The 16,216-nt window shown below is 63.5% G+C and carries 18 protein-coding genes; 13 read left to right on the top strand and 5 right to left on the bottom strand.

Annotated features, from left to right (window positions below):
• Window positions 1-128 precede the first annotated feature (128 nt).
• The 12 genes from ACSQ3D_RS25450 to ACSQ3D_RS25395 all read left to right on the top strand — a co-directional run bounded on the left by ACSQ3D_RS25450 (window position 129) and on the right by ACSQ3D_RS25395 (window position 12,243).
• On the top strand, window positions 129-875 hold the full coding sequence (locus ACSQ3D_RS25450) for a pseudouridine synthase (RefSeq protein WP_436128683.1): 747 nt from the start codon (window positions 129-131) through the stop codon (window positions 873-875).
• Window positions 876-1,131: 256 nt separating this feature from the next.
• Window positions 1,132-2,115: a YncE family protein gene (locus tag ACSQ3D_RS25445; protein WP_396505835.1), complete on the top strand. Its 984-nt coding sequence runs from the start codon at window positions 1,132-1,134 to the stop codon at window positions 2,113-2,115.
• The gene (locus ACSQ3D_RS25440) at window positions 2,115-2,948 is read left to right on the top strand and encodes a polysaccharide deacetylase family protein (protein WP_436128682.1); all 834 of its coding nucleotides are present in this window, start codon (window positions 2,115-2,117) and stop codon (window positions 2,946-2,948) included. The genes ACSQ3D_RS25445 and ACSQ3D_RS25440 overlap by 1 nt, the downstream gene beginning before the upstream one ends.
• A 75-nt stretch (window positions 2,949-3,023) precedes the next feature.
• Window positions 3,024-4,031 carry a sterol desaturase family protein gene (locus tag ACSQ3D_RS25435; protein WP_436128686.1) on the top strand — a complete coding sequence of 336 codons (1,008 nt, stop codon included), beginning with the start codon at window positions 3,024-3,026 and terminating at the stop codon, window positions 4,029-4,031.
• Window positions 4,032-4,069: 38 nt separating this feature from the next.
• Window positions 4,070-5,038 carry an EI24 domain-containing protein gene (locus tag ACSQ3D_RS25430; RefSeq protein ID WP_436128681.1) on the top strand — a complete coding sequence of 323 codons (969 nt, stop codon included), beginning with the start codon at window positions 4,070-4,072 and terminating at the stop codon, window positions 5,036-5,038.
• The gene (locus ACSQ3D_RS25425; RefSeq protein WP_436128680.1) at window positions 5,035-5,856 is read left to right on the top strand and encodes a competence/damage-inducible protein A; all 822 of its coding nucleotides are present in this window, start codon (window positions 5,035-5,037) and stop codon (window positions 5,854-5,856) included. The genes ACSQ3D_RS25430 and ACSQ3D_RS25425 overlap by 4 nt, the downstream gene beginning before the upstream one ends.
• A 174-nt stretch (window positions 5,857-6,030) precedes the next feature.
• The gene (glnA, locus tag ACSQ3D_RS25420; RefSeq protein WP_056163798.1) at window positions 6,031-7,446 is read left to right on the top strand and encodes a type I glutamate--ammonia ligase; all 1,416 of its coding nucleotides are present in this window, start codon (window positions 6,031-6,033) and stop codon (window positions 7,444-7,446) included.
• A gap of 212 nt (window positions 7,447-7,658) precedes the next feature.
• A complete protein-coding gene (locus ACSQ3D_RS25415; RefSeq protein ID WP_436128679.1) occupies window positions 7,659-8,183 on the top strand; it encodes a hypothetical protein in 525 nt (174 codons plus the stop codon).
• Between the two features lie 121 nt (window positions 8,184-8,304).
• Window positions 8,305-9,327, top strand: a complete 1,023-nt coding sequence (glnL, locus tag ACSQ3D_RS25410) for a nitrogen regulation protein NR(II) (protein WP_396505834.1) — start codon at window positions 8,305-8,307, stop codon at window positions 9,325-9,327.
• Between the two features lie 40 nt (window positions 9,328-9,367).
• Window positions 9,368-11,077 carry a nitrogen regulation protein NR(I) gene (ntrC, locus tag ACSQ3D_RS25405; protein ID WP_436128678.1) on the top strand — a complete coding sequence of 570 codons (1,710 nt, stop codon included), beginning with the start codon at window positions 9,368-9,370 and terminating at the stop codon, window positions 11,075-11,077.
• Window positions 11,078-11,344: 267 nt separating this feature from the next.
• Window positions 11,345-11,485, top strand: coding sequence for a hypothetical protein (locus tag ACSQ3D_RS25400; RefSeq protein WP_235503949.1), 141 nt, complete (start codon window positions 11,345-11,347; stop codon window positions 11,483-11,485).
• Window positions 11,458-12,243, top strand: a complete 786-nt coding sequence (locus ACSQ3D_RS25395) for a ferritin-like domain-containing protein (protein WP_436128677.1) — start codon at window positions 11,458-11,460, stop codon at window positions 12,241-12,243. Before ACSQ3D_RS25400 ends, ACSQ3D_RS25395 begins: the two co-directional genes overlap by 28 nt.
• A 184-nt stretch (window positions 12,244-12,427) precedes the next feature.
• Here ACSQ3D_RS25395 and xth read toward each other — a convergent pair whose 3' ends face one another.
• Together xth and ACSQ3D_RS25385 are read right to left on the bottom strand one after the other, a co-directional pair.
• A complete protein-coding gene (gene xth / locus ACSQ3D_RS25390) occupies window positions 12,428-13,204 on the bottom strand; it encodes an exodeoxyribonuclease III (RefSeq protein ID WP_056413457.1) in 777 nt (258 codons plus the stop codon).
• A 244-nt stretch (window positions 13,205-13,448) separates the two neighbouring features.
• Entirely contained in the window at window positions 13,449-13,574 is a 126-nt protein-coding gene (locus tag ACSQ3D_RS25385; protein WP_436128676.1) for a hypothetical protein, read from the bottom strand.
• Between ACSQ3D_RS25385 and ACSQ3D_RS25380 the strand changes: the two genes are divergently transcribed.
• The gene (locus ACSQ3D_RS25380; protein WP_436128675.1) at window positions 13,573-13,857 is read left to right on the top strand and encodes a hypothetical protein; all 285 of its coding nucleotides are present in this window, start codon (window positions 13,573-13,575) and stop codon (window positions 13,855-13,857) included. The genes ACSQ3D_RS25385 and ACSQ3D_RS25380 overlap by 2 nt on opposite strands.
• A gap of 56 nt (window positions 13,858-13,913) precedes the next feature.
• Here ACSQ3D_RS25380 and ACSQ3D_RS25375 read toward each other — a convergent pair whose 3' ends face one another.
• Genes ACSQ3D_RS25375 through ACSQ3D_RS25365 form a run of 3 tightly spaced genes read right to left on the bottom strand, consistent with a single transcriptional unit; the run spans window position 13,914 to window position 16,206 of the window.
• Window positions 13,914-14,402 (bottom strand): dihydrofolate reductase, encoded by a 489-nt coding sequence (locus ACSQ3D_RS25375; protein WP_436128674.1) that lies wholly within the window; start codon window positions 14,400-14,402, stop codon window positions 13,914-13,916.
• A gap of 13 nt (window positions 14,403-14,415) precedes the next feature.
• Window positions 14,416-15,036 carry a DUF4337 domain-containing protein gene (locus ACSQ3D_RS25370; protein ID WP_056163488.1) on the bottom strand — a complete coding sequence of 207 codons (621 nt, stop codon included), beginning with the start codon at window positions 15,034-15,036 and terminating at the stop codon, window positions 14,416-14,418.
• A gap of 60 nt (window positions 15,037-15,096) precedes the next feature.
• A complete protein-coding gene (locus tag ACSQ3D_RS25365) occupies window positions 15,097-16,206 on the bottom strand; it encodes an acyltransferase family protein (protein ID WP_436128673.1) in 1,110 nt (369 codons plus the stop codon).
• Window positions 16,207-16,216: the final 10 nt, after the last annotated feature.

The following is a 16,216-nucleotide window of genomic DNA, read 5'->3' as shown; positions in this document are numbered from 1 at the left end:
AACCGCCCTTCTGCTCTTAGAGTAGAAGGGCGTTTTGCTTTGTGGATTGCCATTTCAAATCGGCTATTCGCACTTTCGAATAGTCCCGCGGAAGCAACATGCTTTCCGCTCGTCGTACTGAGGACGCAATGCAGTTACAGGACATTCTGTATTCACAAGGGTTCGGAACGCGCCGAGTTTGTGCGGGCCTGATCCAGCAAGGATTCGTGGAAGTGAAGGCGGGGGGAGAGCCGGCTTACCACCCGTTGGTGGATGCGGCAGCGGATGTCGATGAGGACGGTCTGCATCTGCGGGTGCAAGGCACGGAGTGGCCCTATCATGACAAGGCCTATGTGCTGCTGCACAAGCCTGCCGGCACTGAATGCTCCCAAAAACCCTCGACATACCCGAGCATTTACACCCTGCTGCCGGCCCCGTTGCGTCAGCGTCCCACCAAAAGTGCGGTGCAAGGCGTGCAAGCGGTAGGTCGCCTCGATCAGGATACGACGGGCTTGCTGCTGCTCAGTGATGATGGGCAGTTCATCCATCGCATGAGCTCGCCGAAAAAGCACGTGCCCAAGGTGTATCAGGTGACGACCAAGCACCCCGTGGATGCTGCGCAGGTGTCGAAGCTTCTGGCGGGGGTAGTGCTGGACGACGACCCCAAGCCCGTCCGGGCTGCCGACTGCGTGATCATCGATACCCACCGGCTGGACCTCACCCTGACAGAAGGCAAGTACCACCAGGTCAAGCGCATGCTCGCTGCCGTCGGCAATCGCGTCGAAGGGCTGCATCGATCGAGCATTGGCGCGATGACACTGCCGATGGATCTCGCACCGGGCCAGTGGCGCTGGCTGGGTGAAGAAGACCTGCAGTTGCTGACCCGCGCCGTGTAGTCGCTTCGCGATCCGACTTAAAGAGCCTGGAGGCACATCCAGGCCAGCGATGAATACCTCGATGGCGCACCGCATGCGAGGTGATGGAGGTCGCCGCGCTTCGGGATCTGTAGTCAAGGGCGACAAGCTAACCGTCGACGTGTCGCAAGTTGATGTAAGAGTCAAAAAATCGTTCTATATCAAGGATGTTACGTGTAAAGCGCAGGTCTTTGTCGAGCACGGCGCTACACTTGAAGGCTGTGTTGAAAGTGGCTTTGTGAAGATTTTTTCGATTGCACGTGCGTGCGTTGCCCTGGGTGGTCTGTGGATGTCGATGGGTGCGGCCTTGGCGGCTGTGCCCCCGTTGTTTGTGCTGAACTCTTTGGAAGCCAGTGTCAGTGTCATTGACCCCACCACCTGGGCAGAGACTGCGCGCATTCCCACGGGCAAGGAGCCCCACCACCTGTACCTCACCCCCGATGAGAAGTCCCTCATCGTGGCGAATGCTCTGGGTGACACGCTGACCTTCCTGGACCCGCGAACGGCCCAAGTGCAGCGCACGGTGCGCGGCATCGTCGACCCGTACCACTTGCGCTTCACGCCCGATATGAAGTGGTTCATCACGGCCGCGAATCGGCTCAACCATGTGGACTTCTACCGGTGGGACGGCAAGGAGCTGACGCTTGTTCAGCGGGTGGCTACCTCGCGCACGCCGAGCCACTTGTGGATCGATAGCAAGAGCACGACGGTCTATTCGACCATGCAGGACAGTGACGAGCTGGTGGCCATCGATATCGCCACCCAGACGATCAAGTGGCGCATCAAGACCGGTGCGATGCCGGCCGATGTGTATGGCAGCACGGATGACAAACGCGTGTTCGTGGGGTTGACGGGCAGCGACAGCGTCGAAGTCTTCGACGTGTCGGGTCGCGAGCCTGTCAGCATCCGCAAGATCAAGACCGGCAGCGGTGCGCACGCCTTCCGCGCAGCCGGGGATGGCCGGCATTTGTACGTGAGCAACCGCGTGGCCAACACCATCAGCAAGATCGACATGAATACCTACCAGGTGGTGGAGTCCTACCCGGTACCCGGCGGGCCTGATTGCATGGAGGTGTCTACCGATGGCCGTTTCATCTATGTGAGCTCTCGCTGGGCGCGCAAGCTGTCGGTGGTGGATACCGAGTCCAAGAAGGTGGTCCGTCAGGTCACCGTCGGCAAGTCGCCCCATGGCGTATGGACACTGCAGCACGCGCCACGGTGATGGCTGATTCCGCCACGGCCGTGCCGGCAGTGCGAGCTTCCTGGAAGCAGGCTGCGCGAAATGCTATATTTTTGATAGCATTTGGCGTTTGTTCATCCGTCGGCAGTGCGCAAAATGCCTGCCATAAACCCGTTTACCTGACTTTCGACACGGGACACATGGGCATTGCTCCTCTGGTTGCGGAGGTGCTCCAGCGCCAGCAGGTGCGTGTCACCTTCTTCGCTGCCAACGAGCGCACGAAGGAGGGCGATGGCAGCCTGGGCGACCATTGGGCGCCCTGGTGGAAGGCGCGGGCGGCGGAAGGCCACGAGTTTGCATCCCACACCTGGAGCCACACCTACTGGCGCGCAGACCTGGGCGACGCGCGCCATCCTTCCTTCCGTGTCCGTCCCTCGGCCGGGCCGCGTGAAGGTCAAAGCTTTGTGCTGACTGCCGCCCAGTACTGCGAGGAAGTGACGCATGCTGCAGAGCGGTTGAAGGTCATCACTGGACGGCAGCCGTTGCCATTGTTCCGTGCGCCGGGTGGCAAGACGTCGCCCCAGTTGCTGGCAAGCGCCGCTTCCTGTGGCTACACCCATGTGGGCTGGTCTCCCGCTGGTTTCCTCGGTGACGAATTGCCCAGTGAAAGCGCCAGCAACGATGCGCTGTTGCGCAAGGCTCTGCGGGACGTGCGCAGTGGCGATATTCTCCTGGCGCACCTGGGCATCTGGTCGCGCAAGGATCCCTGGGCGCCCGCGGTGCTCGAACCCTTGATCGTCGGTTTGAAGGAGCGTGGATTTTGCTTTCGCACGTTGCGCGAGCACCCGGACTACGCCCGGCAGGCAGGACGTTGAGCCAGGCCTCGCAGACGGCGCACAGAACACAACACAGCGCGGCAACGCGTTGGGCGAAATGGATGGAGCATGAGCATGGGTTGGCTAGGCAACGGATTTGACGCTGCACAGCAATGGCTGTTCGAGAGCGTGATGCAGCCCCTGATGTTCGCCATGGGCCTGGGCAATCAGCTTGAAAGCGGCTATGAGGCATCGGGCTGGGTCCTCGTGGGTTTGCTGCAGCTGGTCGTGATTGCCGCGGTGATAGGCCCCCTGCAACGCTGGAGGCCTGTGGAAGCCGTCACCGACCGCGCCACGATCCGCACCGACATCCTCTACACGCTGATCCACCGGCTCGGTCTTTTCCGTGTGGGGTTGTTCTTGGCGGTGGACCCCTTTGTCGACTCCTTCTTCGGTGCCTTGCGGGTGGCTGGTGTCAGCACCTTCCAGCTCGATGGCATGTGGCCCGGCGTCACCGACGTGCCGTGGGTCAGCCTGCTGCTGTACCTCGTGGTGTTCGACTTTGTGGACTACTGGATCCACCGTGGGCAGCACCATTTCGAGTGGTGGTGGCGCCTGCATTCCCTGCACCACGCCCAGCGGCAGATGACGATGTGGAGCGACAACCGCAACCACTTGCTCGACGACCTGCTGCGCGACACCATCCTCGTGGCCGTGGCGCAGCTCATCGGCGTGGCACCTGGGCAGTTCATTGCCATCGTGGCCATCACGCAGCTCAGCGAGAGCTTTCAGCACGCCAACGTGCGGTTGTGGTTTGGCCGCTGGGCCGAACGGCTGTGGGTCAGCCCCCGGTTTCACCGCCTGCACCACAGCATCGGCATCGGCCATGAAACCCTCAAGCCCGTCGCGGCGGATGCTGGCGGCGGTCCCACCCACCGGGTGGTGCTGGGTGGGCACAACTTCGGCGTGTTGCTGCCCTGGTGGGACATGCTCATGCGCACCGCCAATTTCGAGCAGCGCTACGACCCGACCGGCATTCGCGACCAGGTCGAGCCCGGCCCGGACGGCCGCGTGCGTGACTACGGCACCGGCTTCTGGTCTCAGCAATGGCGGGGCATGCTCCGGTTGTTCGGGCGGGCCTGACAGGCCTCGCATTCTTTCGGGAAGGTATGCTCGCCGACATGGGACTACTGCTTGATTCTTTCTGGCGCGCTGCAGCCTATTGCCTGCGCCCACGGGTGATGGCGCTGTCGGTGCTGCCGCTGGTGGTGATGCTTGGCCTGGCGCTGGGCCTGGGCTACTTCTACTGGGATGCGGCACTCCAGGGCATGCGCGGGTTGCTCGACGCATCGAGCGTGCTCGCCAGCTTCTGGAACTGGCTGCAGGGCTGGGGCCTGGGCGATGTGGCTTCGGTGGTGGCGCCCTTGATGGTGATCCTCGCGGTGGCCCCCGTGCTGGTGGTGGTCTCCCTGCTGCTCGTGGCGGTGCTGATGACGCCGGCGCTGGTGGGGCTGGTGGCTGACCGGCGATTCCCGAACCTCGCGCGCAAGAAGGGTGGCTCCTTCATCGCCAGCATCGTCTGGTCGCTCAGTTCCACCGTGTTGGCCTTGGTCGCGCTGGTGGTGTCCGTCCCCCTGTGGCTCGTACCGCCGCTGGTGCTGATCCTGCCGCCGCTGATCTGGGGCTGGCTCACGTACCGGGTGATGGTGTTTGATGCGCTGGCCGATCACGCCAGCAAGGAAGAGCGTCAGGAGATTTTCAAGCGCCACCGCAGCAGTCTGCTGGGCATCGGCATCGTGACGGGCTACCTGGGGGCCGCGCCCAGCATCGTCTGGGCCTCCGGCGTGGTGTTCGCCGCAGCGTTTGTGGTGCTGGTGCCGCTGGCCATCTGGATCTATACCCTGGTGTTCGCTTTTTCCTCCCTGTGGTTCGCGCATTACGCGTTGGCCGCACTGGAACAATTGCGTGCAGAAGGCGGGGCGGCAGACCGCATCTCTGCCGCTGCCGCTGCATCACCCAACGGCCAGGATGCGCCCCATGCCGGGCCACAGGCCCTGTATGCCCCGGACGATCCGGCCAAGGCCGCGCCCCCGAATCCCCCCGCGCTTGCAGCGCCAGAACCACCCGCCCACGGAACCCCCCCACCATGAATCCCCAGTTCGGCCTCATCATCGTCGGCGACGAAATCCTGTCAGGCAAGCGCGCCGACAAGCACATGCCCAAGGTCATCGAACTGCTCGCCGCCCGCGGGCTGGCCCTGTCGTACGCGGACTATGTGGGCGACAACCCGGACCGCATCACCGCCACCCTGGAGCGCGCGTTTGCCTCGGGTGATGTCGTGTTCTCGTGCGGTGGCATCGGGGCCACTCCCGACGACCACACGCGGCAATGCGCAGCCCGCGCGCTGGGCCTGGAGCTGGCGTTGCACCCCGAGGCAGAAGCCTTGATCCGCGAGCGCATGCAGGATGTGGCGCGTGAGCAGGGTGTGCCTTACGAGGCCGACCGCCCGGACAATCTGCACCGGCTCAACATGGGCACCTTCCCCGTGGGTGCCCGCATCATTGCCAACCCCTACAACAAGATTCCAGGGTTCACCTGCGAGGGATCCGGCGGCGGTGTGGTGCACTTCGTGCCGGGCTTTCCTGTCATGGCCTGGCCCATGATCGAAGGCGTGCTCGACCAGCACTACGCGGCGCATTTCAACCGCACTCCACAAACCGAGCAATCCGTGGTGGTGTACGGCGCCATGGAGGCTGCCCTCACGCCCTTGATGGAACGCATCGAAAAATCGCATCCGAGTGTCCGGGTGTTCAGTTTGCCCAGCGTGGATCATCCACAATACGGGCGGCACATCGAGTTGGGCGTCAAAGGCCCTGCGCCGCTGGTCCCGGCGGCGTGGAAAGACCTCCAACAAGGGTTGCACGAATTTGGTGCGGAGTTTGGCCCTGAATTGGTGCGCAATCTTTGAAGTACGCCCATAAGTAATTTGATGCACTGCATTGGTGCAATCGAATGCGTGCGCTGACGGTCTGCAGTCCGTGGCGCTCCTACATAGTGCGGCGGCTGCACCCGGCTGGCACGCAAACTGCTTTTGTTTACGCAAAATCCTTTTTTCAACAAGCGCTTTACCCAGGAGAACCTGATGGCCAAGACCGTTGCAGACGTGATAAAGATGGTGAAGGAAAACGAAGTCAAGTTCGTTGACTTCCGTTTCACCGATACCCGTGGCAAGGAACAGCACGTGACCGTGCCTGTTTCCCACTTTGATGAAGACAAGTTCACGTCCGGCCACGCATTCGACGGCTCCTCGGTGGCTGGCTGGAAGGGTATCGAAGCTTCGGACATGCAACTGATGCCCGACCCGAACACCGCCAACATCGACCCGTTCTTCGAAGAAACCACGCTGTTCCTGCAGTGCGACGTGATCGAGCCCGGCGACGGCAAGGCCTACGACCGCGATCCACGCTCCATCGCCAAGCGCGCTGAAGCCTACCTGAAGGCCTCCGGCCTGGGCGACACGGCCTTCTTCGGCCCCGAGCCAGAATTCTTCATCTTCGACGGCGTGCGTTGGTCCAACGAACCCGGCAAGGTCATGTTCGAGATCGAAGAGTACGAAGCCCCCTGGAATTCGGGTGCCAAGCTCGAAGGCGGCAACCGCGGCCACCGTCCCACGGTCAAGGGCGGCTACTTCCCAGTGCCTCCGGTCGACAGCACGCAAGACATGCGCGCTGAAATGTCCCTGATCCTCGAATCCCTGGGCATTCCGGTCGAAGTGTTCCACCACGAAGTGGCGGGCGCTGGCCAAAATGAAATCGGCACCAAGTTCAGCACGCTGGTCGAGCGCGCTGACTGGACGCAGGTCCTGAAGTACGTGGTCTGGAACGTGGCCAACGCCTACGGCAAGACCGCCACCTTCATGCCCAAGCCTTACGCTGGCGACAACGGCTCCGGCATGCACGTGCACCAGTCCATCTGGAAAGACGGCAAGAACCTGTTCGCAGGCGACGGCTATGCCGGCCTGTCGGACTTCGCGCTGTACTACATCGGCGGCATCATCAAGCACGCACGTGCCCTGAACGCCATCACCAACCCTGGCACCAACTCGTACAAGCGTCTGGTGCCCGGCTTCGAAGCCCCTGTGAAGCTGGCCTACTCGGCCCGCAACCGCTCGGCCTCGATCCGCATTCCTTACGTGGCCAACCCCAAGGGCCGCCGCATCGAAGCGCGCTTCCCCGATCCATCGGCCAATCCTTACCTGTGCTTCTCGGCTCTGATGATGGCGGGTCTGGATGGTGTGGAAAACAAGATCCATCCCGGCGAAGCCGCCACGAAGGACCTGTACCACCTGCCGCCCGAAGAAGACAAGCTGGTGCCCACCGTGTGCCACAGCCTGGACCAGGCGCTGGAATACCTGGACAAGGACCGCGGCTTCCTGACCAAGGGTGGCGTGTTCTCCGACTCCATGCTGGACGCCTACATCGACCTCAAGATGCAGGAAGTCACGCGTTTCCGCATGGCTCCCCACCCTGTCGAATACGACATGTACTACTCGCTGTAATCGCCTGCCTGCAGGCTGTTACACCCAAAAGGCGGCGCAAGCCGCCTTTTTTCATGGCGCGCAAGGATTGGGCGGACTGCAACGGAACCAGTGGCTGGGCCGTTGCATCCTTGTACAAAGCCCTGTGGGGGCCTGCTGGTGTTCGATTGGCGATGCACGGTGATTGGTGGATACTCCACCGCACCCCCTGCATGGCAGTGCGAGGAAACCGAATGAAGAAAACGCTCATCTCCCTGTTATTGATCGCTGCGACGACGGCCCCGGCCGCCTGGGCGCAAGACCGCATCTACCGCTGTGGCAACGAATACACCAACAACGCCCAGCAGGCCAAGGAGCGCGGCTGCAAACTGGTGGAAGGTGGCAACGTGACGGTGGTGCAGGGCAGCCGCCCCGCAGGTGCTGCAGCGCCTGCTGCCGCGGCTCCGTCTGCCGGTGGTGGCAGTGCCACCTCGGCGTCGCCACCGTCCGCATCGCGCGTCAGCTCCAACGACCAGAAGGCCCGCGATTCCGACGCACGCGCCATCCTGGAGTCCGAGCTGCGCAAGGCCGAGGCGCGCCACGCAGATCTGGTGAAGGAATACAACGGCGGCGCGCCCGAGCGCAATGCGCTTGACCTGCGCAACCCGCAGCGCTACATCGAGCGCACGGCGGAACTCAAGGCCAACATCACCCGCAGCGAAAGCGATATCGCCGGCATCAAGCGCGAGATTGCGCGCCTGCCTGCTGCCGCCAACTGATTCGCTGGCCGCAACTCCACCAAAACCCTCGCCATACCGTAGTCGTCACAAGCGCGTGAACTCCCTTCCTCCCACCGATGCCCCGTCCTCCGACACGGGGCGTTTTCATTCCCTGGACCTGATGTCCACGCTCGTGGCGGTGCTGCGGGCCGACGGCGCCGTGCAGTTTGCCAACGCCGCGCTGGAAAACACCCTGGGACTGTCGCGCCGCACGCTCGAGGGCGCCGACTTCTCCACCTTCTTCACCGACCCCGCGCTGCTGCAGACCGCGCTGGCGGGAGCCCGGGGCAAGGACTTTGCGGCGCTGCGCTACGAGGCCGGGCTCAAGCGCCTGCACCAGGACCCGGTGCCTGTGCATGTGAGCGTGGCCGACGCGGAGCAGGTCGGCGAGATTCTGGTGGAGCTGTGGCCGCTGGAGCAGCAGGCGCGGCAGGACCGCGAGGAGCGCCTGCTCGACCAGGCCCAGGCCAACAAGGAGCTCATCCGCAACCTGGCGCACGAGATCAAGAACCCGCTGGGCGGGATCCGCGGTGCCGCCCAGTTGCTGGAGATGGAGCTCGAAAGCCGCGAGCTCACCGAATACACCCAGGTCATCATCCACGAAGCCGACCGCCTGCAAAGCCTGGTGGACCGCCTGCTGGCGCCGCACCGCCATCCCCACCTGGTAGGTGACGTCAACATCCACGAAGTGTGCGAGCGCGTGCGCTCCCTCGTGCTGGTGGAGTACCCGCAGGGCCTGAAGGTGCTGCGCGACTACGACACCTCCATCCCTGAGTTCCGCGGCGACCGGGCGCAGCTGATCCAGGCCCTGCTGAACATCGTGCAGAACGGCGCCCAGGCCCTGACCGACCGCATCGCCGCAGGCGACGCAGTCATCACGCTGCGCACCCGCGTGGCACGACAAGTAACGTTTGGTCGCCAGCGTTATCGGCTGGCACTGGAATTGCATGTCATCGACAACGGACCGGGCGTACCCGACGCGATCAAAGAGCGGATTTTCTATCCCCTCGTGTCGGGTCGGGACGGCGGATCGGGGCTGGGGCTCACGCTGGCACAAACCTTTGTACAGCGGCACCACGGGTTGATCGAATGCGACAGCGTACCGGGTCGCACCGACTTCCGCATCCTGATTCCCTTGCCCTGAGGTCCCTGACACGCAACCACAGGGAAGGTAAGAAAAAGATATGAAGCCGATCTGGTTAGTAGACGACGACCCCTCGATCCGCTTCGTGCTCGAAAAGGCGCTGGCCCGCGAGAACCTGCCCACACGCAGCTTCACCCACCCCCGCGAGGTGCTGGATGCGCTGGCCGACATCACCGCCGGCGACCCCGCCCGGCAAGGCCCCCAGGTGCTGGTGAGCGACATCCGCATGCCCGGCGGTTCGGGCCTGCAGTTGCTCGAAAAAGTGCGCGAGCTGCAGCCCGGCCTGCCCGTCATCATCATGACCGCGTACTCCGATCTGGACAGCGCCGTGTCGGCCTTCCAGCGCGGTGCTTTTGAATACCTGCCCAAGCCTTTCGACCTGCCCAAGGCGGTGGAACTCATCCGCCGTGCGGTGGAGGAAAGCCAGCGCGAAGAGGTTATCGAGGAGCGCCAGGCCGAGACCCCCGAAATGCTGGGCCAGGCGCCTGCCATGCAGGACGTTTTCCGTGCCATCGGCCGCCTGAGCCAGAGTCAGGTCACGGTGCTCATCACCGGCGAATCGGGCTCGGGCAAGGAGCTGGTGGCCCGTGCGCTGCACAAGCATTCGCCGGTGGCCGACGGGCCCTTTGTGGCCATCAACACCGCCGCCATCCCCAAGGACCTGCTCGAATCCGAACTGTTCGGCCACGAGCGCGGCGCCTTCACCGGCGCGCAGACGCAGCGGCGCGGCCGCTTCGAGCAGGCCGAAGGCGGCACGTTGTTCCTGGATGAAATCGGCGACATGCCGTTCGACCTGCAGACGCGCCTTTTGCGTGTGCTCTCCGACGGCCAGTTCTACCGTGTGGGCGGCCATGCAGCGGTCAAGGCGCATGTGCGCGTCATCGCGGCCACCCACCAGGACCTGGAAAAGCGCGTCAAGGAAGGCGGCTTCCGCGAGGACTTGTTCCACCGCCTCAACGTCATTCGCCTGCGGCTGCCCGCGCTGCGCGAGCGGCACGAAGACGTGCCCGTGCTCACGCGCCACTTCCTGCAGCAAAGCGCGCGGCAGCTGGGCGTGGAGCCCAAGCGCATTGCGGACTCGGCCATTGCGAGGCTGGAGCAGTTCGCGTTTCCGGGCAACGTGCGGCAGCTGGAGAACATCTGCCACTGGCTCACCGTGATGGCGCCGGCCCAGGTCATCTCGCAGCAGGACTTGCCCCCCGAAGTGCTGGAGGCGCCCGTCTACCAGTCCGCGCAGCGTGCAGGCGCCAGCGCCAGCGCCGACTCCGCAGGGGCGCACCAGTCGGCGCCTGGCGGCGTTGCACCCGCCTACGCCGCGAACGCCGTGCCCGCAGAGCGGGTTGGCGGCTTGCAGGCGCCAGCGGCGTCCAACGCGCCCTTGGCCGGCTCGGCGCCAGCAGCCTATGGCAGCGCAGCCAGCGCCAGCACGGCCACCTCGTGGTCGGCAGCGATGGATGGTGCGCCGGCGGCCGCCGTCGCGGCGGCGCCGGGTGCGGTGGGTGGGGTCGTCAGTGGCACCGTCAACAGCTGGGAGCAGGCGCTCGAGACCGAGGCGCAGAGACTGCTTGCAGGCGGCCAGCCCGAGGTGTGGGACGCCCTGACGCGACGCTTTGAATCGCGCCTCATCCGCACCGCTTTGACCGCCACGCATGGCCGCCGCATGGAGGCTGCGCAGCGCCTGGGTATCGGCCGCAATACCATCACGCGCAAGATCCAGGAGCTGGGGCTGGACGCCCCGGACGAAGCATGAAACCAGCCGCTGCCGCTTCATCCTCAAGCGCAAATAGCTATCGTTTTTGTAGCGTTTGAATTTGATGCGGCAAGGCTCGCAGCGCCACACTGCGGCACTGTACAGCGGACGCCGCAGTGCCATCGGCAGGCTGGCGCTGTCCTACATTCAAGCCCTCCATGGGCCGACCCGCGTTGCGCGGCGTGACTTCAACAATGAATTCACTGTCAACCAACCGGAGAGCTTCCATGTCGGATTTCAATGATGCCAACCGCGACCCTTTGACCAATGAACCAGGTTCCCATCCTGTGGGCACCGGAGTGGGTGCTGCCCTGGGCGGCGCCGCAGCAGGTGCAGCCGCAGGTGCCTTTGGTGGCCCCGTGGGTGCCGCAGTCGGTGGTGTGGCTGGCGCAGTCGTCGGCGGCCTGACGGGCAAGGCAGCCGCCGAAGCCGTCAACCCCACCGCAGAAGATGCCTACTGGCGCGAAAGCTACGAGCGCGAGCCCTACTATGTGGGCGGCCGCACGTATGACCAGTACCGTCCTGCCTACGAACTGGGCTGGTCCTCTGTGGGCCGCTATGAAGGCGATTTCGACGCAGTCGAACCCCGCCTGGCCGACGATTGGCGCGCACGCCACGCCGATGGTCTGGCCTGGTCCGATGCACGCCCTGCAACGCGTGCTGCCTGGGACCGCGCTTCGCGCTACCAGGCCGGCGACACCCGTCCCATGGATGTGGTCGACAACGACGATGTGATCGACGTGCTGAACGACCTGCTCGAGTCCGCCCGTGACGGCGAGTACGGCTTCAAGTCCTGCGCCGAACACGCCAAGGCTCCCGAACTCAAGTCGGTGTTCCATCGCCATGCGCAAGAATGCGCGGCCGCCGGTACCGAGCTGGAGCACGAAGTGCGCCGCCTGGGTGGCGAGCCAGCGTCCGGCGGCACGGTCTCGGGTGCGCTGCACCGCGGCTGGGTGTCCGTGAAGACGGCCCTGTCCGTGCAGGACGACAAGGCGGTGCTGGAAGAGTGCGAACGCGGCGAAGACGCTGCCGTGGCACGCTACCGCAAGGCGCTGAAGAACACGCTGCCTGCCCAGGTGCAGGCCCTGGTGCAGCGCCAATCGCAAGGCGCACAGCGCAACCATGACGAAGTGCGTGCGCTGCGCGATTCGTACAAGCGCGATTGATCGGGCAGGGCGTCATCTGCAGGCGGGGGCTCGGCGTCAAGCCGGGCTGCTTGCCTGATCTGCAGTGATTGCCCGCATTCGATCAAAGCGTAGGGGGCTGCCATGTGCAGCCCCTTTTACTTTTGCGTCTTGGAAAAGAAAACCCCCCGTCCACGGGGTGCGGTGCAAAAGGCAAGGTCGTTCTTTAGCCTAAAGTCACCACCACCGGCGCATGGTCGCTCGGCTGCGGGTTCTTGCGCGGTGCGCGGTCTACGGTGCACGCGGTCACCGTAGGGCGCAGGGCCTCGCTCACCAGGATGTGGTCGATGCGCAGACCCCGGTTCTTCTGAAAACCGAGCATGCGGTAGTCCCACCAGGAATAGGCTTTGTCGGGCTGCTCGAACATGCGGAAGGTGTCGGTCAGGCCCAGCGCAATCAGGTCCTGAAAATGCCGCCGCTCTTCCACCGTGTGGTGGATGGTGTCCTTGAGCCCCACCGGGTCGAACGAGTCGCGGTCTTCCGGCGCCACGTTGAAATCCCCCACCAACGCCAGCCGCGGGTGTGCTGCCATCTCCTCGCGCAGCCAGCGGTGCAGCGCCGCGAGCCACAGCATCTTGTAGGCGAACTTTTCGGTACCCGGCGCCTGGCCGTTCACGAAATAGCAGTTCACCAAACGCAGCGCGCCGCTCGGCGTGTCGATCGTCGCTGCGATCACCCGCGCCTGCTCGTCCGTATGGCCCGGGATGTTGCGCACCACGTCGCGCAGTGGGTGGCGGCTCAGGATCGCCACGCCGTTGTAAGTCTTCTGCCCGAAGGTCACGGTCTGGTAACCCGCCTCCTTGAGCGCGTCGTGCGGAAACTTGTCGTCGGTGAGCTTGAGCTCCTGCAGACCCAGTGCGTCCACGGGGTTGGCCTCCAGCCAGGCAAGTACCTGGGGCAGGCGCACGGACAGGGAGTTCACGTTCCAGGTGGCAATTTGCATAATTGAATTGATGAGTGAAACAAGGGCCGCTCAGCGGTAATCCGGGCATTTGATGCCCAAGCCTCTGATCATTGTCTGGACTGCGTAGCCGCAGTCGGCGCCGCTGGCACAGCGGCCGGCGTGCGCCTGAGCGCATCTTCGTTGACACGGTCGGTCGGTCTGTCAGTCAGTCGTGAATGGTACCCACCCTCGGCATGCCTGGGTACGCGTTTGCACGGCCTTTCACGCCCTTGCACTCCCGTCCTCACCGGCCAGGCATCGGCGCGAGCAGGATGCGCTCAAGCCTCTGCCCATCGTGGGATTTTGTCTGACTGCCCGGCAGCACTGGCACGGCGAGACTCGAAGCATCGTTCCGCTGGAGATCGTCCATGAGAGTCCCTCATCCGCAGACACTGGCCTTGTCGCTGGCGCTCGCCGCCTGCGCCGCGTCCGCTCAGGGCGTCAACACACCTGCCGTGGTTCCGGGCCTGCAGCCTGCCCAGGCGCCGGCCTCCGCGCCCAATGCGCAGGCATCGGCGCAAGCAGGCTCGCCCGGCGCCAGCCAGACACCTGCCCAGACCCCCGCGCCACCTCCAGCCCTCACGCCATCGCAGACGCCAGAGCCGGAGCCGTCTCAAACGCCGTCCCAGACACCGGCTCCGGTGTCGCAGTAGCGCAAACGGCATTGCGCGCATGCCGCTGCGCAACGCCGCACGCATGTGTGGGGGGCTCAGCCTGCGCGCACGTAGCTCACGAAGCTGAAGGGCAGCCCATTGGTGCTGACATGCTCGCTGCGTTCGGATGCCACCCAGGCGTCGCCCAGAGCGGGAGCGTACGCATCGCCCTCGAAGTCCCGGTCGATCTCGGTCACCTCCAGCCGGTCGGCCAGCGGCAGGGCCTCGGCGTAGACCTGCGCACCACCGATGACCCACACCGTCTGGCCAGCGTTGCACTGTGCCAGCGCTTCCTGCAGGCTGCCTGCGCGGTGCGCGCCTTCAGCCTGCCAGTCGCCCTGGCGCGTGACCACGATGTTGGTGCGGCCGGGCAGGGGGCGAAAGCGCGGCGGCAGCGAGTCCCACGTCCTTCGCCCCATCACCACCGGGCAACCCTGCGTGAGCTGCTTGAAATGCGCCATGTCCTCGGGCAGGTGCCAGGGCAGGGCGTTGTCCTTGCCGATGACGCCGTTGGCTGCGCGGGCGTAGATGAGGTGCAGGGGCATGTGCGCAGGCTCCTCAGATGTGCAGGGCCGCGGCCACGCCGACGCCCAGGCCCACGGCGGCCACACCGTACATGCCGTACTCCAGCCACTTCTTCTTGGTCAGCAGCGCAATGGCCGCCAGGGCGATGGCCACCTGCAGCGCCGTGGTGGCCTGGGCCCAGCGGTGGTGCTGATGCATCTGCACTTCGCTTTGGCGGTCGAATTCGTGGGCGTCGGCTTCCAGCTTCTCGGCCACGACCTTGATCTCGTTCTTCTCGGTTTCGTAGCGCTGGATCTTGGTCTGGTAGCCGGCCTTGCGGTCCTCGGGCGCCAGGTCACGCGCCAGCTCGGCCAGGGACTGCTTGGTGCTCTTGGACTGGAAGTAATTCCACTGGTTGGACGCCTCGGTCTTCTTGATCGCAGCGTCGTTCTTGAGCAGGCCGGCATTGGCCTGCGTGGCCCCGCCCATGTACGAGAAGATCGCGCCCACCGTGGCCACGATGGCGGTGAACATCGCGATCTTGTTCATCGACGAGATGCCGCCGCCCTCGTTGCCGTGCTCTGCAGCATGGTCGCTGTGGTCGCCGTGGCCCTGGGTCGCATGTTCCACCGCGTGGTCGTGGGGGCCGTGTACGTGAAATCCGCCGGAAGACATAGTTTTGATGGTGGAAATGAAAAGAAATTGCGTAAATAACGGCCTGGAGCCAAGAGCAAGTTATGCGGGTTTGGTCGCCCTGTCGGCTCCGGTGAATGACGACAGCTTGTCGCGTGCGAACCGATACAGAGGCTGTTCTATCCAGCGGTAGTGCATCCACGCATACAAAATGACTGCAAGTACTATGACCGTAAGGAGCATTGCGGGCGAAAAAATTTGTATATATCCCAGCCGGGTAAGAATCAAGCACACCCCAGAGATTACCGCGATATGAGCCAAATAGATCGCATAGGATGTGTCGCCGCACAGCGCCAGCACTTTCCAGATGCGGCTCTTCGGGGGAGGCAAGGCCAGGGCGCAAGCAACGAGAGCACTCGCCGCGCCTCCTATCAGAAGTACCCGTTCCGGCAGGTGATGGAAGCCAGCCATGCCGCTGGATGCCAGCGATCCGTACAACTGGTACCAAATGGCCACACCCATCAACATACCCGCAACAAGCGCTGGTGCCTTCCAATTGATTGGCGGTCTTTTGTGGAGGTATTCGAAAATTAGGAAGCCGGCCACAAACTCCAGAATCAAGGGGCTGAAATAAAAATCCTGCACTAGGCCTACTTCTGCAAATCGTTCGGGCAGATACAGGCCAGTAAGCGAGTTGTAGAGTGTAAACGCCGCAATTCCAGCGGCCCATGAAGAGAGCGCAAGTATTTGCAGGTATCGCTTAAAAAAAAGCAAACCGCCCAACACGAGGTAAAAGTACAGTTCAAAAGACAAAGTCCAAGTGATTGGCAAAAGTTGGTAAGTCAGGCTCTGCGGCCAGAGGAAAAGGGATGCAACCAAGTGCTGGTCTGATGAAAAGCTTCCCGTTGCTTTGAACGAGAGGAGATAAATAATGAAAAAAGGCCACCAACCGCAATAAATGCGAGCGAGTCGAGCCGCAATGAAATGCGCCGGCGAGCGCCCTCCATCTGACAAATTGCGAGTGGTCTTGGCCATCACAGCACCGCTGATCACAAAAAACAGATCCACGCCGGCAAAACCCAATGCCGCAAGCCACTCTATCAGTCTGGGAAGTTCTGCAGATGCAAGCGCCCTCTCAATAGGCGCAGGAGCATGATGGAAGACGACTGCAATGGCTGCAAAAAAACGCAATATTTGAATATGAAGAATCATTACCGCCGCT

It is taken from the genome of Acidovorax sp. LjRoot117, from assembly GCF_964252695.1.
Lineage (GTDB): Bacteria > Pseudomonadota > Gammaproteobacteria > Burkholderiales > Burkholderiaceae_C > Acidovorax.
Note: the sequence above shows the minus strand (reverse complement) of the source record. Positions and strands in the feature narration are given on the sequence as shown.